At 71.2% G+C, this 16,672-nt stretch carries 9 protein-coding genes; 6 read left to right on the forward strand and 3 right to left on the reverse strand.

Features of this window, described 5'->3' with window-relative positions; genetic code table 11:
- Positions 1–5: 5 nt before the first annotated feature.
- Positions 6–878, reverse strand: coding sequence for a GIY-YIG nuclease family protein (locus MNZ29_RS06565; protein WP_242353926.1), 873 nt, complete (start codon positions 876–878; stop codon positions 6–8).
- Between the two features lie 981 nt (positions 879–1,859).
- On the opposite strand from MNZ29_RS06565, the gene MNZ29_RS06570 reads away from it, so the two are divergent.
- Both MNZ29_RS06570 and MNZ29_RS06575 read left to right on the forward strand, forming a co-directional pair.
- Positions 1,860–4,007 carry a chromosome condensation regulator gene (locus MNZ29_RS06570; RefSeq protein WP_242353928.1) on the forward strand — a complete coding sequence of 716 codons (2,148 nt, stop codon included), beginning with the start codon at positions 1,860–1,862 and terminating at the stop codon, positions 4,005–4,007.
- A 258-nt stretch (positions 4,008–4,265) separates the two neighbouring features.
- Positions 4,266–4,868, forward strand: a complete 603-nt coding sequence (locus tag MNZ29_RS06575; protein WP_242353930.1) for a hypothetical protein — start codon at positions 4,266–4,268, stop codon at positions 4,866–4,868.
- Positions 4,869–4,946: 78 nt separating this feature from the next.
- Here the strand turns inward: MNZ29_RS06575 and MNZ29_RS06580 are convergent, their stop codons facing one another.
- The gene (locus MNZ29_RS06580) at positions 4,947–6,980 is read right to left on the reverse strand and encodes a serine hydrolase (protein WP_242353932.1); all 2,034 of its coding nucleotides are present in this window, start codon (positions 6,978–6,980) and stop codon (positions 4,947–4,949) included.
- A 268-nt stretch (positions 6,981–7,248) separates the two neighbouring features.
- Positions 7,249–13,227, reverse strand: coding sequence for a CARDB domain-containing protein (locus MNZ29_RS06585; RefSeq protein ID WP_242353934.1), 5,979 nt, complete (start codon positions 13,225–13,227; stop codon positions 7,249–7,251).
- A 506-nt stretch (positions 13,228–13,733) separates the two neighbouring features.
- On the opposite strand from MNZ29_RS06585, the gene MNZ29_RS06590 reads away from it, so the two are divergent.
- From MNZ29_RS06590 to MNZ29_RS06605, 4 genes are read left to right on the forward strand one after another with little or no spacing between them, the layout of a single operon-like run.
- Entirely contained in the window at positions 13,734–15,128 is a 1,395-nt protein-coding gene (locus MNZ29_RS06590) for a PP2C family protein-serine/threonine phosphatase (RefSeq protein ID WP_242353944.1), read from the forward strand.
- Positions 15,125–15,781 (forward strand): hypothetical protein, encoded by a 657-nt coding sequence (locus MNZ29_RS06595; protein WP_242334053.1) that lies wholly within the window; start codon positions 15,125–15,127, stop codon positions 15,779–15,781. The genes MNZ29_RS06590 and MNZ29_RS06595 overlap by 4 nt, the downstream gene beginning before the upstream one ends.
- A complete protein-coding gene (locus tag MNZ29_RS06600; protein ID WP_242353946.1) occupies positions 15,778–16,317 on the forward strand; it encodes a hypothetical protein in 540 nt (179 codons plus the stop codon). Before MNZ29_RS06595 ends, MNZ29_RS06600 begins: the two co-directional genes overlap by 4 nt.
- Entirely contained in the window at positions 16,314–16,655 is a 342-nt protein-coding gene (locus tag MNZ29_RS06605; protein ID WP_242334047.1) for an STAS domain-containing protein, read from the forward strand. Before MNZ29_RS06600 ends, MNZ29_RS06605 begins: the two co-directional genes overlap by 4 nt.
- The last annotated feature ends 17 nt before the right edge of the window (positions 16,656–16,672 follow it).

Raw genomic sequence — 16,672 nt, forward strand, 5'->3', positions numbered from 1 at the left:
TTGCTTCAGCGCGTCGTCTTGACGCGCTGCTGCTCCCATTCCTCGAACGTAGTGCCATCAGCGGTTCTCCAGACGACTCGCCCGTTGATGTTCGCGCCCGTGATGGCTTGCGCTGAGCCGCTTGCGGACCCGAATGCGTAGTCCTGTGTGAACACGTAGCCGTCCGGTCCCTCCTTGAGCACCCCTGATGCCAGAAGTCCCTTTCGGACAGCTCTTGAAGACGCTTGCAGCGACGGTGCTTCCTTCTTGCGCGCGACGCTGCCCTTCCGGACAACGATCTCGTTGTCCACCAGGTCGGCAGTAGCATCGTAACCGCCGCCGGTTACGCGGAACGTTGCCGCACTGCGCTGGTGATTCAGTCCGTGTGGACCGAGCACCGACTCGAACGCTTGAATCCCGAGCGTGCTCATGAGCAGCTGAACGTGCTCCAGAAAGTCTTCCATCTCGGCGGTGTCGGCCTCGGGTAAGCGCCCCCCGTTTGGCGTTGTCGAGTTGAACACCGTGCAGCGTTTTGCGCTCTGCGCGATTCCCACGAGCCGCGCTTCGAGATAGCGAACGTGAGCCTTCGTGAGGTTCTCGTCCTTGCTGACGACGATGACGACGCGATCCCAGAAGTCCTTGCCTTGGTCGTGCTTCGCGATACGCGCGAGTACGTCGTCTCCCTCGCCGACGTACACGGCCGTGCGGCCTGGGATCTCGGGGTCGGTTCCCACGAGGACGTAGACTCCGGTGCGCCGACTCTCCTCTCGCCCGCTCAGCGCGACCAGAGCGGATCGAGAAGCAACCAGCGCCTTACACGTGGACAGCCCGATCTCGGCCGTCTTGAGCCCGTTGGGAGTTCCGTCGACGAGGAAGATACGGATGGCTCTGCCTGGCAAGGGCCCCCTCCAGTGCGAGTAACGAACCTGCGCGAGGCACTCTCGGGGCCATTGAAGCACACGGTCGGTAAGCACACCGCTACCGATTCGCTACCCGGGACGCCGGGCACGAGGGGAAACTATGTGAAGTTGCGGTCTTGAGGCCCTAGAGCAGGGGACTGAAAATCCCCGTGTCGGTGGTTCGATTCCGCCCCCAGGCACTCCCATCTCTGCTCGTGCATCTGGCCCACCCGACCGCGAGGTCTGGTGGGCCTTCTGATTCCGGCCTCCGTGGGCGTCTCCTCTTCCATCACCGAGGCGTCAGCCGCGCGTTCCACGGAGTCCATCGAATCATCGCTGATCCGCTGGGCGCTGATGCACCGGTGATGCAGTCCTCGCCGAGGGCGTCGCCGAGCCGGCGGCGCAGATCTTCGAGCGGCGGCCTGCCGTAGACACGCTCCACCATCCGGCTGTCGGCGTATCCGGGGACGGGAGCGATGAGCTCCGGGGGCGCGCCGGCCGCGGGGAGCCAGGTTGCGCAGGTAGCTCGTTGACCTGGCTCTTCGTGATGAACTCGATCTGCGTCCCGAAACGGTTGCGCACCTCCTGCCGCATCTGCGAGAGGTCCAGCCCCGCCTTCCTCGACAGCGCGAGCAAAGCCGCGAGCTGGTTTGCTCAGGCACTCGGTCGCGACCTGGGCGATCCACTCCGGCGCGGACCCGGCGCCCTCGCGGCATTGTGGGGCAGCGCAGCCCGCGGACGACCAAGCGCCTTTACGCCACGCGCGCCTCGGGCGCGGAAGGTACCCGACCCTCCGCTAGCGCGACCCCACGCGCAGTCTCCATGGCTCCGCGTGAGGCAAGCCACCGCCATCATTGAAGGCAACGGGATCGGCGCACAGCCCGAGGCGCGGCCGCGCTGGTGACTCGATCGCCGATCCGGCATACACTGACGGTGGTCGCGCACACTTAGTGCGTTACGAGCGCGTGCTCGGGAGGTGCGATGAGTCAGAAGCGCTCGCTGCTCGCATTCGCCTGGCTGAGCCTCACGATCGCGATCGGAGCCTGTGCGTCGGGGAATCCGACCGGCGGCTCCCCCGTCGATCCCGCCGTCGGTCCGGCACGTTCGGTCTGGATGAGCATCGCCGCCGCGGGAAACTTCACTGTCGGGATTCGCCGCGATGGGACGCTTTGGGCGTGGGGGTCGAACGAGTACGGGCAACTCGGCGATGGCACGAAGGTCCTTCGTGGCTCGCCGGTCCAGATCGGCACTGGCTTCGCCACGGTGGCGGTCAGCCATTCACACGTGGCGGCCATCAAGACGGACGGGACGCTCTGGGCCTGGGGGGACAACACGAGCGGCAAGCTCGGCGATGGGACGATGGTGCCGCGGCTGTCGCCGGCGCTGATCGGCGGCGGGTTTACGTCGGTCGCAGCGGGCGCCCTGCACACCGCCGCCATCAAGCAGGACGGCTCGCTCTGGACATGGGGCGACGACTCCATCGGGCAACTCGGCGATGGCTTCCTCCCTCACCGGACGGCCCCGGCGCAGATCGGGACCGGCTTTGCCTCGGTTTCCGCGGCCGGCGGCGTCACGGCGGCGATCAAGCTGGACGGGACCCTCTGGGCGTGGGGGTACAACGCGGATGGCCAGTTGGGGGACGGCACCACCATCCAGCGATCCTTGCCGGTGAAGATCGGCGAGGGGTTTGCTGCGGTCTCGGTGAGCGGCGCGCACACGCTGGCCGTGAAGACGGACGGCTCGCTCTGGGCCTGGGGGGACAACTACGAAGGGCAGCTGGGCGACGGCTCGCTGACGCGGCGGAGCACGCCGGTGCGCATCGGAGCCGGCTTCGCCTCGGCCGCGGCCGGCCCTCACCACTCCCTGGCCATCCGGACCGACGGAACGCTCTGGGCCTGGGGCGCGAACGTGTACGGACAGCTCGGTGACGGGCGGTGGACGACGGCGTTCCGGCCCATCCAGGTCGGCGCGGGCTACGCCGCGGTGGCGGTGGGCGAACAACACAGCGTGGCGCTGCGGACGGACGGCACGCTCTGGAGCTGGGGCTGGAACGGCATCGGTCAGCTGGGCGTCCCCGCTGCGTGGGAGGTCTTCGACCCCGCTCCCCTCGGCACAGGCTTCGACTGGGTGTCCGCAGGCTGGGGGAACGGCTTTGGCATGAAGACCGACGGGACCCTGTGGGGCTGGGGGGACAACCTCGGGGCTTTACTGAGCGCCGGGACAGGAGTCACGCCGGTGGTCACGCCGCGGCAGGTGCTCGTGAGCGGCATCCGCTCCGTCGCGTGCGGTGAAGAGCACGCGCTCTTTCTGCGAGCGGACGGGACACTCTGGGCCGCCGGCGCGAACCATTACGGCCAGCTCGGGGACGGGACCGTGTACGAGAAAAGCCCGGCGGTGCTCGTCGGTCCCGGGTATGCAGCGGCATCGGCGGGCGCGACGCACTCCGTGGCGATCAGGAGCGATGGATCGCTATGGGCGTGGGGTGAGAACCTGGCGGGCCAGGTCGGGGACGGGACGACGGAGAACCGATCCCTCCCCGTCCTGATCGGGCCCGGGTTCGCGGCGGCGGCCGCGGGGGACGCCCACACCGTGGCCCTCAAGGCCGATGGAACGCTCTGGGCCTGGGGCGCGAACTTGTACGGCCAGCTCGGCGACGGCTCCGCCCTCGATCACCGAGCCTCCCCGGTGCAGATCGGGTCGGGCTTCGCGGCGGTTGCGGCTGGTGGTGGGCACACGCAGGCACTCAAGGTCGACGGCTCGCTCTGGGCCTGGGGCTCCAACTTGCACGGCCAGCTCGGCGACGGCACGACGCTTAACCGGAGCAGCCCCGTGCTCATCGGCACAGGATTCGCGTCGGTCACGGCGGGCGTCCAGCACACGCTGGCCTTCAAAACTGACGGGACGCTCTGGGCCTGGGGCAAGAACGACACCGGGCAGCTCGGAGACGGGACGGCCATGGACCGGCTCAGCCCGATCCAGATCGGCACCGGGTTCGTCTCCGTGACGGCGGGCCGGGACTTCACCGTGGCGGTGACGGCCGACGGGACGCGCTGGGGCTGGGGTGCCAACTTCTGGGGGCAGCTCGGGAGCGGGCCGGAGTTCAAGAAGGTGCCGTTCCCCGTCCCCTGATGAGCAGCGAGATGTTGCCGGCCTCGCGAGTGCCCGCGAGCCGCAGGCACTCCGCGTCGGCATCCGGGCCTGCTACGGACAGGTTCACGCTTCGTCCGGTGAAGGAGGTCACGAAGACGTGGACGCGCACCACGCCCGGGAACGAACCGCTTGAACGCGGTCGCTTCCGGCCGATACGAGCCGGTACACTCGGCGGCACCTGAGCCTTCGCGACAGGCGCTCATGCCCTGCTCGGCCCGGACGCGAGAGGACGCTCACATGCCGCGGTACACGTCGACGCACGTTTCGGGGCAGCGGTCGCAGCTGCCCGCTGAGCTCGCCCGGGAGCTCTCGGGAAACGAGCGAGTGCTCTGGTACGGCCGCCCGCTCGCCGGCGTGCGGCTTCGTGCCTCCGACGCGTTCGGGATTCCCTTCAGCCTGCTCTGGGGTGGCTTCGCCATCGTCTGGGAGACGACGGTGATCCATCAGGGCGCGCCTCTCTTGTTCCTGCTCTGGGGCATCCCGTTCGTTGCCGTCGGGCTCTACCTGATCGCCGGCCGGTTCTTCTTCGACGCGTGGCGACGCTCGAGGACCGCATACGCGGTCACGAGCGAGCGCGTGTTCATCGTGTCGGGCGGGCTCCGGCCGTCGGTGCTCACCCTGCGTCTCACGACGCTTCCTCCGGTCTCACTCAGCGAGGGGCGGGCGGGTGTCGGGACCATCTCGTTCGGTGGCGGTTCGAGCATCGCGGCAGCGCTCGGCGGCATGCAGGGATGGCCCGGTGCGGCCCGCCACCTCGGGACGCAGCTCGAGCTCCTCCCGAACGCACGCACGGTCTACGAGACGATCCAGGGCGCGGCACGGGACGCGACAAGGCGCTGACGCTGACAGGCGGGGACGTGACGTGGCGCGCGTCCGGGTGCCGCGTGGGCGCCCAGCGCGGCCGCCGCCGACCCTTCACTACTCCTCGATGAACGGGTACTCGTGCTGCGCGTCACGCACCGTGAGCGCCCGTTTCCCGCCGGCGCCCCGTCCGACCACGAACTCGAGCCCCTGCACCCCGGGCGCGGTCGTCAGGAACGAGAGGGTGCCGTCCGGATTCCGGCGCGAGGCCACCTCGCTCCGCCACTCGCCGAAGTCGAAGACGGTGGCGGCGCCGCTGCGGATCACCGCGATGCTACCGAGCGCCGGGCTCGCGTAGCGCCGGGCGAGGCGGGCACTCTCCACCGTGTCGGCGGGCACGGTGAGGAGCTTCCGCTCGGCGGCGAGCTCGTCGAAGAACGTCTTCGCCGCGGCCGTCGCCTGAGCGTCGGCCTCGGGTCTGCCGTCGAAGAGCACTTCCAGGAGCTTGCGGCGGAACACGTCCCGGAGCGCCCAACCGGGATCGCCGTTGGTCAGGATCACCGCGCCCACCGCCTGCCCGGGCAGCCAGATCATGTCGCTGTGGTAGCCGATCATGTCGCCCCCGTGGTGCACCACCGGGACGCCGTAGGTGGTGTCCACCGCGAGCCCCATCCCGTAGGTCACGTCCTTCCCGATCGTCACCTGCGGCGTCCGCCGGTCGAGGAGCGGACCCTTCCCGACGTAGGGCGCGCCGCCCGGCAGCGTCCCCTCGTCGAGCTCCATCTGCACGTAGCGCAGGAGGTCGCGCACGCTGCTCCAGGCGGCGCCGGCCGGGCGGAGCGGGATGATCGACCGGTTCACGTCCATGACCGCCTGCGCGGGCCTCCCGTCCACGTCCGGCGCGTGCGCGTCGGCGTGGGCCCCGGCCAGCGCGCGCCGGAAATCGAACGTGGTGGCGGTCATCCCGAGCGGCCCGAAGACCTGCTCCTGCATGGCCCGGTCGTAGGCCGCACCGAGCTCCATGCCCGGAAACAGGACGTGTCCCGCAGTGAACCCGGCCGCAGCCGCCAGGGGGTTCGAGTACTGGAACAGCTCGCCGAAGCGGCTGGTGGGCTGCATGGTGGCGAGCTCCGCGAGGGCCTTCGCGGGCGTGAGGTCGCCGAACTCGAGGAGCCACTCCATGTCCTGCCGGGGCATCCCGGTGCAGGCGCAGACGAGGTGCTTGATCAGCACCCGGCGGCTCGTGTCGGCGTCGCCCAGCGCGAAGCCGGGGAGCACCGACGTGACCGGTGTCGCCCAGGTGAGCCGCTTCTCGTCCACCTCCTTCGCGAGGAGCAGCGTGGTGAGCGCCTTGGTGTTCGAGGCGATCATGAAGAGGGTGTCGCCGTCGACCGGCGCCGTGTCGCCCAGCTTTCGGACGCCGAGGCCGCCGGCGAAGACGACCTTGCCGCCCTGCACGATGCCGAGCCCCACCCCCGGCACCTTCATCGCCTGCATGGCGCGCTCCACGAAGCGGCGGAGCTCGGCCAGGCGTGGGGCGTCGATGGGTTCGGCCTTCTTCCCCGCGAAGCTCTCGCGGGCATAGCCCTTCGGTAGGAGCCGCCCGAGCACCAGGACGATCTGCCCGCGCCGCTTCTCGGCGACCGGCTGCGAGAGGTCGCCGATCACCACCGTCCAGCCGCCCGCAGAGAAGCGGGCGCTCGCGAACACGACCCGGCGCTCGTTCGGCGACGTCTGGTAGGCGAAGTCGCGGCGCCTCGACCAGCCGTCCTTGTCGGGAAGATCGGCCGCCACCTTGAGCGGCCACCGCGCGCCGGGCCTGTACGCCTTCCAGGCTGCCGCGACCGCGGCTTCGGCATCCGACGCCGCGACGTCGACCAGCGCCAGCCACGAGTCTCCCTCGGGCGCTTCGAGGACGGTCGCCGGACCGCGCACCACGAGCGACCAGCCGGCAGGCGCCAGGAACGGGTTGCCGCCCACGGTCGTCTTCGGGCCGTCGGCCGAGAGCCGCTGTGGCGCGGGCGCAGCCGGCGCGCCGTCCGTGGGCGCCGTGGGCGCCGTGGACGCCGGCGCCGGCCGCTGCGGTGCGGACGCCTGCGCGAGCGGGGGGACGGCGAAGAAGAACAGAAGACCGGCGGCGAAAGCGCGCATTGGACCCCCGCAGCGAAGCAGAGCGCGGAGAGAGAACCCCCGCACCATGGGTCGCAGGCTTTCATGCGGAGAGCGGGACGACAACACGCTTCCGGGGGCGCACGCCGTGGCCATCCAGGAGCCCTCGCGATGAGGGATTCGCGGGGCGCGCCTCGCCGGCGCCGTCCGGGTGGCGACACTCGGCCGTCTCGACCCGCGCTCCTCGCGGGCTCCGCGGTTGCCCCGGCCCCGGCCCCGGCCAGCGGCGTGGCCGGGGCCGCGAAGGCCGCTAGGGCGCGCTGATCACGATCGCCCCGCCCGCGAGGGCGTTGTTCGCCCCGTCGGGCTCCTTCGCCTGGTCGCCCTGGCACTCGTACTGATCAGTGGACCAGTTGAACTCGCAGACGGTGAAGTCGTCCGCGAGGACGCCGAGGTAGTACGTCCCCGGCGCCAGCGTCGGCGGGATCGCCACGAGGGTGGTGTCGGACGAGCTCGCGCCCGGCTGGAGCCCAGCGACGCTGCGGTACCCGAGCAGCAGATCCGACGCGGTGATGCTGGCATCGGAGGAGAGGTACACGCCAACGAGGAACGCGGGGGCGGCGCCGCCCGCGGCGCTCGCGGCCACCGTGTTCGCGACCGGGATGCTGGTCCCCCGCACCGCGGAGGCCGGGCCGGACACCGCGGTCGCCACGAGGTCGGGCCCGGTGATCGCGATGGTGCCGCCGGCGAGGCCGTTGTTCCCCTCGTCGCTCTCGGGCGTGGTGCCGTACGGATCGGCGAACGCGCCGAGCTGATAGGTGCCGCCCGCGATGCCCGCCGGGATCGTCAGCGTGACCGTGCCCGAGCGCGACGCGCCTGACGCGAGGTCGCCGGGGTACGCGGTCCCGATCGAGAGGTCCTGCGGCGTGATGAACAGGTCACTCGACAGGTAGAGCCCGAGCGGCGGGCTCGTCGCGCCCGCGCCCGTCGGGAGCGCCGAGAGCGTGTAGCTGACGGTGATGGTCTCGCCGGTGAGAGCGGCCGGTGGCCCGGAGACCGCGATCGGCGCGAGGTCGGGACGGACGAGGGTGAGGGCGGCGCCCGCGGAGGCGTTGTTCGTCTCGCTCTCCTCCTTGACCTGGTCGTACGGGTCGAGGATGGCGCCGAGGTAGTAGGTCGCCTGGGCGACGGAGCTCGGGACGCTCACCGTGAGCGTCGCCGAGCTCGTCTCGCCCGGCGCCGGCATCGCGAAGGTGCCGTAGCCGAGCCGCAGGTCGGAGGTCGTGATGACGGGATCGGTGGAGAGGTAGATCGACACCATCGTCGCTGGGCTCGCTCCGGAGCCGAGGTTCGCGACGGTCGCCGTGACCGAGAACGGGGTCGCCGTCCCGACGCTCTGCGGCGCCGCCAGCGCGGAGACGGTGAGGTCGGGTCCGGCCACGGCGACGGTGTTGCCGGCGCGGGCGTTGTTCGTCTCGCTCGCCTCCGCGACGCGGCCCTCGTAGTCGGCGATCGCGCCCACGTAGTACGTCCCCGGCGCGAGCCCCGCAGGCACCGTCACGCTCGTGTCGGCGCTGCTCGTGGCGCCCGGCGCGAGGCCGCCGAGCGCGCGGTAGCCGAGGAACCGATCCGCCGTGGTGATCGTCGGGTCCGTCGAGAGGTAGTAGCCGACCTTGAACGCCCCCGTCCCCCCGCCGACCGCCGCGACGGCGTCGTGGACGACGAGCGGCAGGCCCGTGCCGGCGGTGGCCGGCGCGCTCACCTCGGTGAGGACGAGGTCCGTACCGCCGACGACGATGGGCCCGCTCGCGCGAGCGTTGTTCGTCCCGTCGGGCTCCTTCGCGACGTCGCCGCCGTAGCAGTAGGAGTTGTACAGGTAGTCCTCGAAGCAGTACGTGAAGTCATCGGCGATGACGCCCACGTAGTACGTGCCGGGCGCGAGCCCGAGCGGCAGGGTGACCGGCGTCGAGGCGGAGCTCGAGGCGCCCGGCGCGAGCGCGGCGGCGGAGCGCCAGCCGAGGAGCAGGTCCGACGGCGTGATCACGGGGTCGGTGGAGAGGTAGAAGCCCACGTCGAACGGCGGCGTCGCGCCGCCCGCGGCGCTCGCCGCGATCGTGTCGAAAACGGTGAGGGTCTCGCCGACGACGCCGGACGCGGGCGCGGAGACGGAGGTGGCCACGAGATCGGGGCCGATCACGGTGAGCGCGCCCCCCGCGGCCGCGTTGTTCGCCTCGTCGAGCTCCAGGACCTCGCTCGCCACGTCCGCGATGGCCCCGACGTAGTAGGCGCCGCCGGCCCAGGTGACGGGGAGGGTCATCACCGTGGCCCCCGACGAGGAGGCGCCGGAGGCGAGGGAGGGGACGGTGCGCTCGCCGATCTTCAGGTCGGCGGTGGTGACGACGGGATCGTCGGAGAGGTACAGGCCGACCTTGAACGGCCCGGTGCCGCCGCCGGTCGGGCGCGCGGTGACCGTGTCCTCCACGGTGAAGGTCCCGCCGGTGAGCACCGTCGCGGGGCCGCTCACGGACGTGACCTCGAGATCCGGGCCGTCCACGACGACGCGTGGACCGACGAACACGTTGTTGTCCTCGTTCGACTCCTGGACGTAGCCGACCACGTCGACGATCGCGCCGAGGCGGTAGGAGCCCGCGGGGAGATCGCTCGGGAGCGACAGGGAGGTGGTCACGCTCGCGGAGGCGCCGCCATCGAGGAAATAGACCTGCTGCCATCCCAGCATGCGGTCGGCGGTGGTGATCGTGTCGTCCGTCGACAGGTACACGTTCACGATGACGTTGATGGCCTTTCCGCGTCCCGGGTTCGCGACGTTGGTCGTGAGCGAGAACGGGGTGGAGGTCCCCAGGCGCTCGGGGGCGGACATCGACGTCACGGTCAGGTCGGGCGGCTCGAACGTGGTCACGTTCGACGCCAGCTTGTAGTTGTTGTCGTCGTTGGCCTCGCTGTCGCTCGCGAACGCGACCACGCCCACGTGGTAAGGGCGACCGAGGAAGCCCTCCCAGTTCGCGGAGATCGTGTACGCGAGGTTGGTGCACCCTTGCTGAGAGTAAACGCGTTTCGCGGAGCCGAGCGCGACGTCGCCCGGCCCGAGCACGTCGTCCTCGGAGACGAACCAGACGACGCTGAAGTACTCGGCGGTGAGCTCGCCGCCGATGTTGCAGACCTGCGAGGTGACGGGGAACGCCATGCCGAGGCCCGCGACGTCAGGGGTCGTGACGGACGTGACGGTGAGGTCCGGGAGCGGCTTTCGGGTGACGAGGAGCGTGGTCGTGGCCGATTGTCCGCGCCCGTCGGTCGCCACCACGGTGATGAAGTTGTCACCGAGCGCGAGCGGGACGAGGGTCTCGAAGTAGCCGTCGGCGGCGCGGATCGGAACGGCGGCGCCGTTCACGGTGAGCGACGCCACGCCCGAGGGATCCACGGCCGTGCCGAAGACGACGGTCTCCACCTCCGGCGTCACCTCGCCCCGCGAGGAGTAGACGCCGAGCACGGGCGGCAGGACGGGAGTCGTGAACGTGCGCGGCGTGCCGCCCCCGTCGTCGACGGCGACGTTCCCGCCCTCGTCGGTGGACTGCACCGCGAAGAAGTAGGTCGCCCCCTCCTCGAGGGCGCCGAGGGCCACCCCGTGAGAGGTCGCGAGCCAGTGGAGCGCGGCCGTGCCGCCGAGGGCCTGTGTCTTCCCGTAGAGCACCGTCGCGGAGGCCGGCTCGCTCGTCGTCCAGGCGATCTTCGCGCTGCCCTGGTCGAGCGCCGCCACCGAGACGCCCGTGATGACGGGCGGGGTGAGATCGCCGACGGCGGTCGCGCTCGTGGTCGCGGGGGCGCCGGTCCCGTCGTCCTCGTCGTCGTACGTCGCGGTGAGGGTTCCGCCCTCGGTCACGGCGAGGATGCCGTCATGGGCGACCCCCGGGGCAGGGCCGGTCGGCAGCGTGCCCATGAAGATGGAGGTGTCCGGCCCGGTCTCGGTGAGCCACACGAACTCGCCGGCGGGGTCGGCGTCGCTGCGGACGGTCACGTACGCCTCGTCGGACACGTCCGGGCGGACGTTCAGGTCGCGATCGCCGACCTTCACCTCGATGCGGGTGGTCGCGCCATAGCGCGCCCGGTCCAGGCCGATGAAGCCCCGCGAGGAGATCCCGCCGGCCCCGCTGACGACCAGCGCGAACGGCTGCGGGCCGGACGGAACGTTGAAGCCCCTCACCCGCACCGTGTAGATGCCCCTGGCCGCATCGGGCAGATAGAACTGCTCCTCCACGTTGAGCCGATCGGCCGTGCCGCCAGTGACCGAGACCCCGCCCGAGAAGGCGTTCCCCGCGTACGTCGCGCCGTCCGGGGCGACGACCTCGAGGTCGAGGTCGTTCACGAGCTCGACGTCGGCGTACTGCGCGCCGGGGTAGTCCGTCCAGACGAGCGTCACCTTGAGCGGGGCGCCGCCGATCGCGAAGAGCGACTTCGTGAAGGTGTCGCCGGTCGCGACGCCCGGCTGGACGTCGGCCACGTCGAGGAACCTCGAGTCTCCCGCGAAGCGCAGGGTGTTCGACAGGTTGATGCGCCCCCAGCCCTGGGCGATGGTGGGGATGGGACCGCGCGTGTAGAGGCCGCTCATCGACTGGGCGCTGTTGACGAGGGTCGCCTTGACGAGGGCCGCGGAGGGAAGGAAGGCGTCGGCGGGGCTCGCCAGCCCCGACGGCCAGTAGCCGTCCACGTAGTACTGGCGCACGAGCGCGGCGGCGCCCGCCGTGGTGGGCGTCGCCATCGACGTGCCGCTATAGGCGATGGTGCCGCAGTTGTTGGTGTCGGGGAGGCCGTCCGAGTCGGCCGAGACGATGTTCACGCCGGGCGCGGTGAGGGTCGGCTTGAGCCGGCCGTCCCAGGCCGGGCCGTTGCTCGAGAAGTAGGCGACGTTCTCGGCCTGGTCGCCGTTCTCGGTCGCGCCGACGCTGACGATGTTCTTCGCGGTGGCGGGGGAGCCGACGCGGAGGTCGGTCGGACCGGCGTTCCCGTTGGCGAAGAGGACGAGGAGGTCCTTGTGCTCCCACATGAACCGGTCGGTGCTCCACGCTAGCCCGTCGTACCAGTTCGCGCCGGAGCCCCAGCTGTTCGTGTGGATGCGGGCGCCCGCGTCGTAGGGACGGACGTACAGATCGGCGAGGTCCTCGGGCACGAGGAGGTAGTTGGCTTCACCCGGCGTGAGATCCGTCATGAACAGCCGGGCGTTCGGGGCCATGCCGCCTGCGGTAGAGAGCCCCGTGACCGGCCGCTGGTCCCCCGCCACGGTGCCGGAGACGTGCGTGCCGTGGCCGAAGTTCCCGTCCCAGGCGTCCGCCGACGCCACGTAGCCGGCGACCTTGCGGTGCGCGGGGCCGACGGCCGCGCCGCTCGGGTCGCGGAAGAAGCACATGTCCATGTCGAGCCCGGTGTCGCCGACGCCGACGATCTGCCCCGCGCCGTCGAGCCCGGCGCCGAAGACCGGCGTCGAGCCGGGGACGTACGACTGGATCACCCAGCGCGACGTGTCGTTGAGGAGCTGCACCGGCAGCGCCTCCTCGATCCAGAGGACCTCCTCGAGCCGCGCGAGCTGGGCGATGAGGCCGGGCGGGACCTCGACCTGCGCGACGTCCCTGGCGACCCGCACCACGGTTCCCTTCTGACGCAGGACCTCGGACAGGAGGGCCGGCAGACCGTCGGCGGCGTCGACGCGCACGCGGAGCCGCAGGGACTTCGCGAGGTCCTTGCGGACCGCGCCATGCTCGTCCTTGAGCGCGCGGGAGAGCTTGTACGCCGGCTGGAAGCGCGCGACTCCGCGGACCTTCGAGAGCTTCGCGACGCCCGCGCGCGTGTCGTCGTCCATCGAGACGACGAAGGCGAATCCGGGGAGGTAGTCGCCGATCCGCGCCCCGGCCGCGGCGAGCCGCGCCTTGTCGGCCTCGTGGATGGGGCCGTCCAGCTGGACGATCCACTTCCTCCGCTTCGCGGCGGCGGCCGCGTGGCGATCGCCGCGCGAGGCCGGCGACGCGGCCGGAGCGGAGACCTCTACGACCTCGGCGGCGGGGTCGAGCGTCATCCCGGCCACGGCGGGGAGGTCCCGCTCCTCCTCGGCCGTGAGCTCGGCCGGGAGCGCGGGCGGCTTCCCCTTCACGTCGAGCGCGTAGCCGTTCACCTGGACGGCCCCCTCCACAGGACGGGTGACCTCGTGGGAGCGCTCGGGCTCGGCTCGCCGACCGCAGGAGACGACCGCCAGCAGCGAAAGACACAGCGCGACGCGTAGCCTCATCGTGTACCCCTCCATGCGCCTGCTCGGATGGCTGTAGTGGGGTCGGATGACAGACCACTCTGCCGGAGAGCGCCTCACCCGAATTCGGGATCAGCCCGCGAGGGTTCGTTCGTCAGGGCGCGAAACTTCACCGCACGAGACAGGCGATCAGGCGTTGACGACGAGTGTGAGTCTTTTCGGGCGACTGCGATCGGCGCGCAGCCTGGTGGAAGACGCACGAGCGTGAGGCCGTGCTCTGCCCGGCGCGAGTCGCACGCGTGGGCTCCTCCCGGCCTTGACCGTTGGTGCGGCGTCCCTCGCGGCGGATCGCGCGAGCTGCCGCGAGCGCGCTGCGCACGCGGACCACGAGTCGACGCCTCCCTGCCGCGTGCGACCGGAACCTGCCGAGCCTGCGTGGCGACCGCCGCGCGGCGGTCGGCCCGCCTGCCTCGCCGCCGGGCCCGGCGAGAGCCGGTGTGAGCCCCTGCCGCGTTCGCCGTCGGTGAGGCATACTGCGCGAGTCCGGAATGCGCTCCGAAGTCGTGCAGAACCTCCTCGTCCTCCTGGCGGGAGCGGCCCTCCTCAACGCCGTGTTCGCGGCGGCGCTGTGGCGGAGCACGCGCGACGCGCTGTTCCGGATGCTCTTCGTCGCGTGGGCGACGGTCATCCTGTCGGCGCTGCTCCAGAGCGCGCTCACCCACAACCACCTCATCGTCACCATCGGCTTCGCCTCGGTCTTCATCAACAACGCGGCGTTCGCCCAGCTCCTCGCCGCGGTGGCCGAGGTGACGGTGCCGTGGCGCAGGCTCGTCCTGCTGCTGGCGGCGGGACTCGCCGCCTCGGCCCTCGTCGCGGCGGCGGGAGGATCGTTCGTCCTCGTCTCGGCGCCCACAGCGCTCGCGGTCGCCGCGCCCACCGTGGCGGTCGGCTTCAAGGTCTTCCGCGACCGCTGGTCCACGCTCCACGCGCAGGGGCGCGCGCTCGCGCTCTCCTGCATCCTCTTCTCGGTCCACAACCTCGACTTCGTCTTCCTGCGCGAGCGGGAGGCGCTCGCGCCGGTCGGGTTCACCCTGGCGTTCCTGGTGATCTTCGCGATCTCGATCAGCGCGCCCGCGGCGCTGCTCGAGATGGTCACGAAGCGCCAGGCGCGCCTCGCCGCCCAGCTCGAGATCGCGCGCACCCTCCAGGCGCGGCTCGCGCCCACGGACGCCCGGCTCGATCGCCTGGAGTTCGCCTGCCACATGCGGCAGGCCGACTCGGTCGGCGGGGACTACCTGCAGCACTTCAAGACGGGGAGCAGCGAGTGGTTCTTCGCGGCGGACGTCGTCGGCCACGGCTTCCACGCGGGGCTGCTCGCGCTCATGGCCCACAGCGCGCTCTCGTCGATCATCGAGGCCCGCCCCGAGATCACCCCCCGCGAGCTGAACCAGCTCGTGAACCGGGTGCTGTGGCGGAACCTCGCCCAGCTCGAGGACCGCCGCTACATGACGATCGTGGCGATGCGGCGCGACGACCGGGACGGGCGGCTCGTGGTGAGCGGGTGTCACGCGGACCTGCTCGTTTACCGCGCCCGCTCGCGCGAGGTGCAGACGCTCGCCCTCGAGCACTTCCCGCTGGGCGTCGGCTTCACGCCGGACCTGGCCCTCGAGACCATCGGCGACGCCACCCTCGAGCTCAGGCCGGGAGACCTGGTGTTCGTCGCCACCGACGGGGTGTTCGAGGCGCCGCGCCTCGGCCGGCACGAGCTCGGGCTGTTCGGCGCCGAGCGCGTGGGCGAGCTCTTGTCCGCGTGCGGCGCCGAGCCGCTGTCCGAGATTCGCCGGCGGCTGGTGGAGCAGCTCGACGACTTCACGGGCCGGCGCTACGCCGACGACGTGGCGTTCTTCATGCTGCGCGCGCGCCCCGAGGGAGCGCTGGCGTGAAGCTGAGGCTCGAGATCGCCGCGCGCTCCGCCGACGTGCTGCGCTGCAGGCAGCTCGTGGGCGAGGTGTACCACCGCCGCTACGGCGTGGTGTTCTCGAGCGACACCTACGACCTCGACCGGAAGATCGAGCCCTGGCCGCACCGCTTCCTGATGGGGTTCGTCCGCGACGAGCTCGCGGCCGTGTCCGGGCTGTACGTGCGGAACACCTACGTCGAGCGCTTCGGGCTGGTGGACGACGACGAGGTCCGCGCCCGGCTGCGCGAGGCGGGCGTGGACGGAGAGTACGAGCCCGCCGAGCGGCGCGAGCTGACGAAGCTCGTCATCGCCCCGCGGCTGCTCAACTCGGGGCTCGGCCCGCTGTTCATCGCGTTCGCCCACGCGCGGGCGTTCGTAGAGCTCGACGCCCCGCGACCGCCGCTCGTCACCTTCTGCGTCGTGCGATCGATGAAGCGCCTGGTCGAGCGGCACGGGATCCGCACGCGACACCTGAAGCCGTTTCCCCACTACAAGGTCCACGAACACTACCGGTCGGAGCGGAACCCGATGGACAGCTACCTCGTCATCCCGCACCTCGACGTACCGGCCGCCTTCCGCGACCTGCGCATTCCGGGCGAGCACGCGCTCGGCCCGTGGCTGGGAGACGAGCGATGAGCAACCTCACCGTCCTCGGCGCGTTCCACGAGGCCCCCGCCCAGCCGCTCAGCGCCATCGAGATGGAGGTGGTGCCGATAGACCTGGTGACCGAGTGGAGACGATGCGGCATGATCGCCGACTTCATGGCCGACTACATGGTGTACGGGTTCGAGCGGCGCGAGACGGCACGCAGCGTCCTCTCGACCGTCATGAACGAGCTCGTCGAGAACGCCGCCAAGTTCAGCGCCGACGCGCGGACGCCGGCGCGCGCCTCGATCCGCAATCACGGCGAGGTCGTGCTGCTCGAGATCCGGAACGAGGCGAGCGACAAGCACGTCGCGAGCCTGAAGGAGCTGCTCCCGGTGCTCGCGCACGACGACGCGACCGCCGTGTTCCGGCAGCGGCTGCAGGACCGGCGGGGCCTCGGCCTCGCGCTGCTCGCGCGAGACTACCGGGCGACCGTCGGGGCCACCGTGGAGCCCGCCGACGCCGGAGGGAAAGCCACGGTCTGCCTGCGGGTGGCCATGAGCGCGGCGGAGGTGGAGCAGCGATGAAGGCGCCACGCCCGGACTACTCGGTGGACGCGGGGCAGTCGCCCGGGACCTGGCTCTTGCGCGGGGTGATGCGCCTCGAGTCGCCCGAGGCCTACGCGCGGGCGTTCGAGCCCATCGTCGCCTCGCTCACGAAGCTCCCCGCGATCTCCCTCGATCTCTCGCAGGTGGTGTTCCTGAACAGCTCCGGCATCCGCGCGCTCGCAGACGTGCTGCTGCTCGCGCGCGAGAAGCGCTGTCAGGTCACGCTCTTCGGGAGCGCCGCGGTCCCGTGGCAGAAGAAGCTCGCGAGCTCGCTCACGGCCCTCTTCCCCGAGTTCGTGATGCGCGTCGACCGCTGAAGCGGTCGCGCCGCCCG

Source organism: Anaeromyxobacter sp. SG64, from assembly GCF_022690745.1.
In the GTDB taxonomy this organism is placed as follows: domain Bacteria; phylum Myxococcota; class Myxococcia; order Myxococcales; family Anaeromyxobacteraceae; genus Anaeromyxobacter; species Anaeromyxobacter soli.

Excerpts from the sequence above, each read along its gene's own strand:
- MNZ29_RS06585 (WP_242353934.1), bottom strand. The coding sequence starts at position 13,227 with ATGAGGCTACGCGTCGCGCTGTGTCTTTCGCTGCTGGCGGTCGTCTCC.
- MNZ29_RS06605 (WP_242334047.1), top strand. The coding sequence starts at position 16,314 with ATGAAGGCGCCACGCCCGGACTACTCGGTGGACGCGGGGCAGTCGCCC.
- MNZ29_RS06570 (WP_242353928.1), top strand. The coding sequence starts at position 1,860 with ATGAGTCAGAAGCGCTCGCTGCTCGCATTCGCCTGGCTGAGCCTCACG.
- MNZ29_RS06590 (WP_242353944.1), top strand. The coding sequence starts at position 13,734 with ATGCGCTCCGAAGTCGTGCAGAACCTCCTCGTCCTCCTGGCGGGAGCG.
- MNZ29_RS06575 (WP_242353930.1), top strand. The coding sequence starts at position 4,266 with ATGCCGCGGTACACGTCGACGCACGTTTCGGGGCAGCGGTCGCAGCTG.
- MNZ29_RS06600 (WP_242353946.1), top strand. The coding sequence starts at position 15,778 with ATGAGCAACCTCACCGTCCTCGGCGCGTTCCACGAGGCCCCCGCCCAG.
- MNZ29_RS06580 (WP_242353932.1), bottom strand. The coding sequence starts at position 6,980 with ATGCGCGCTTTCGCCGCCGGTCTTCTGTTCTTCTTCGCCGTCCCCCCG.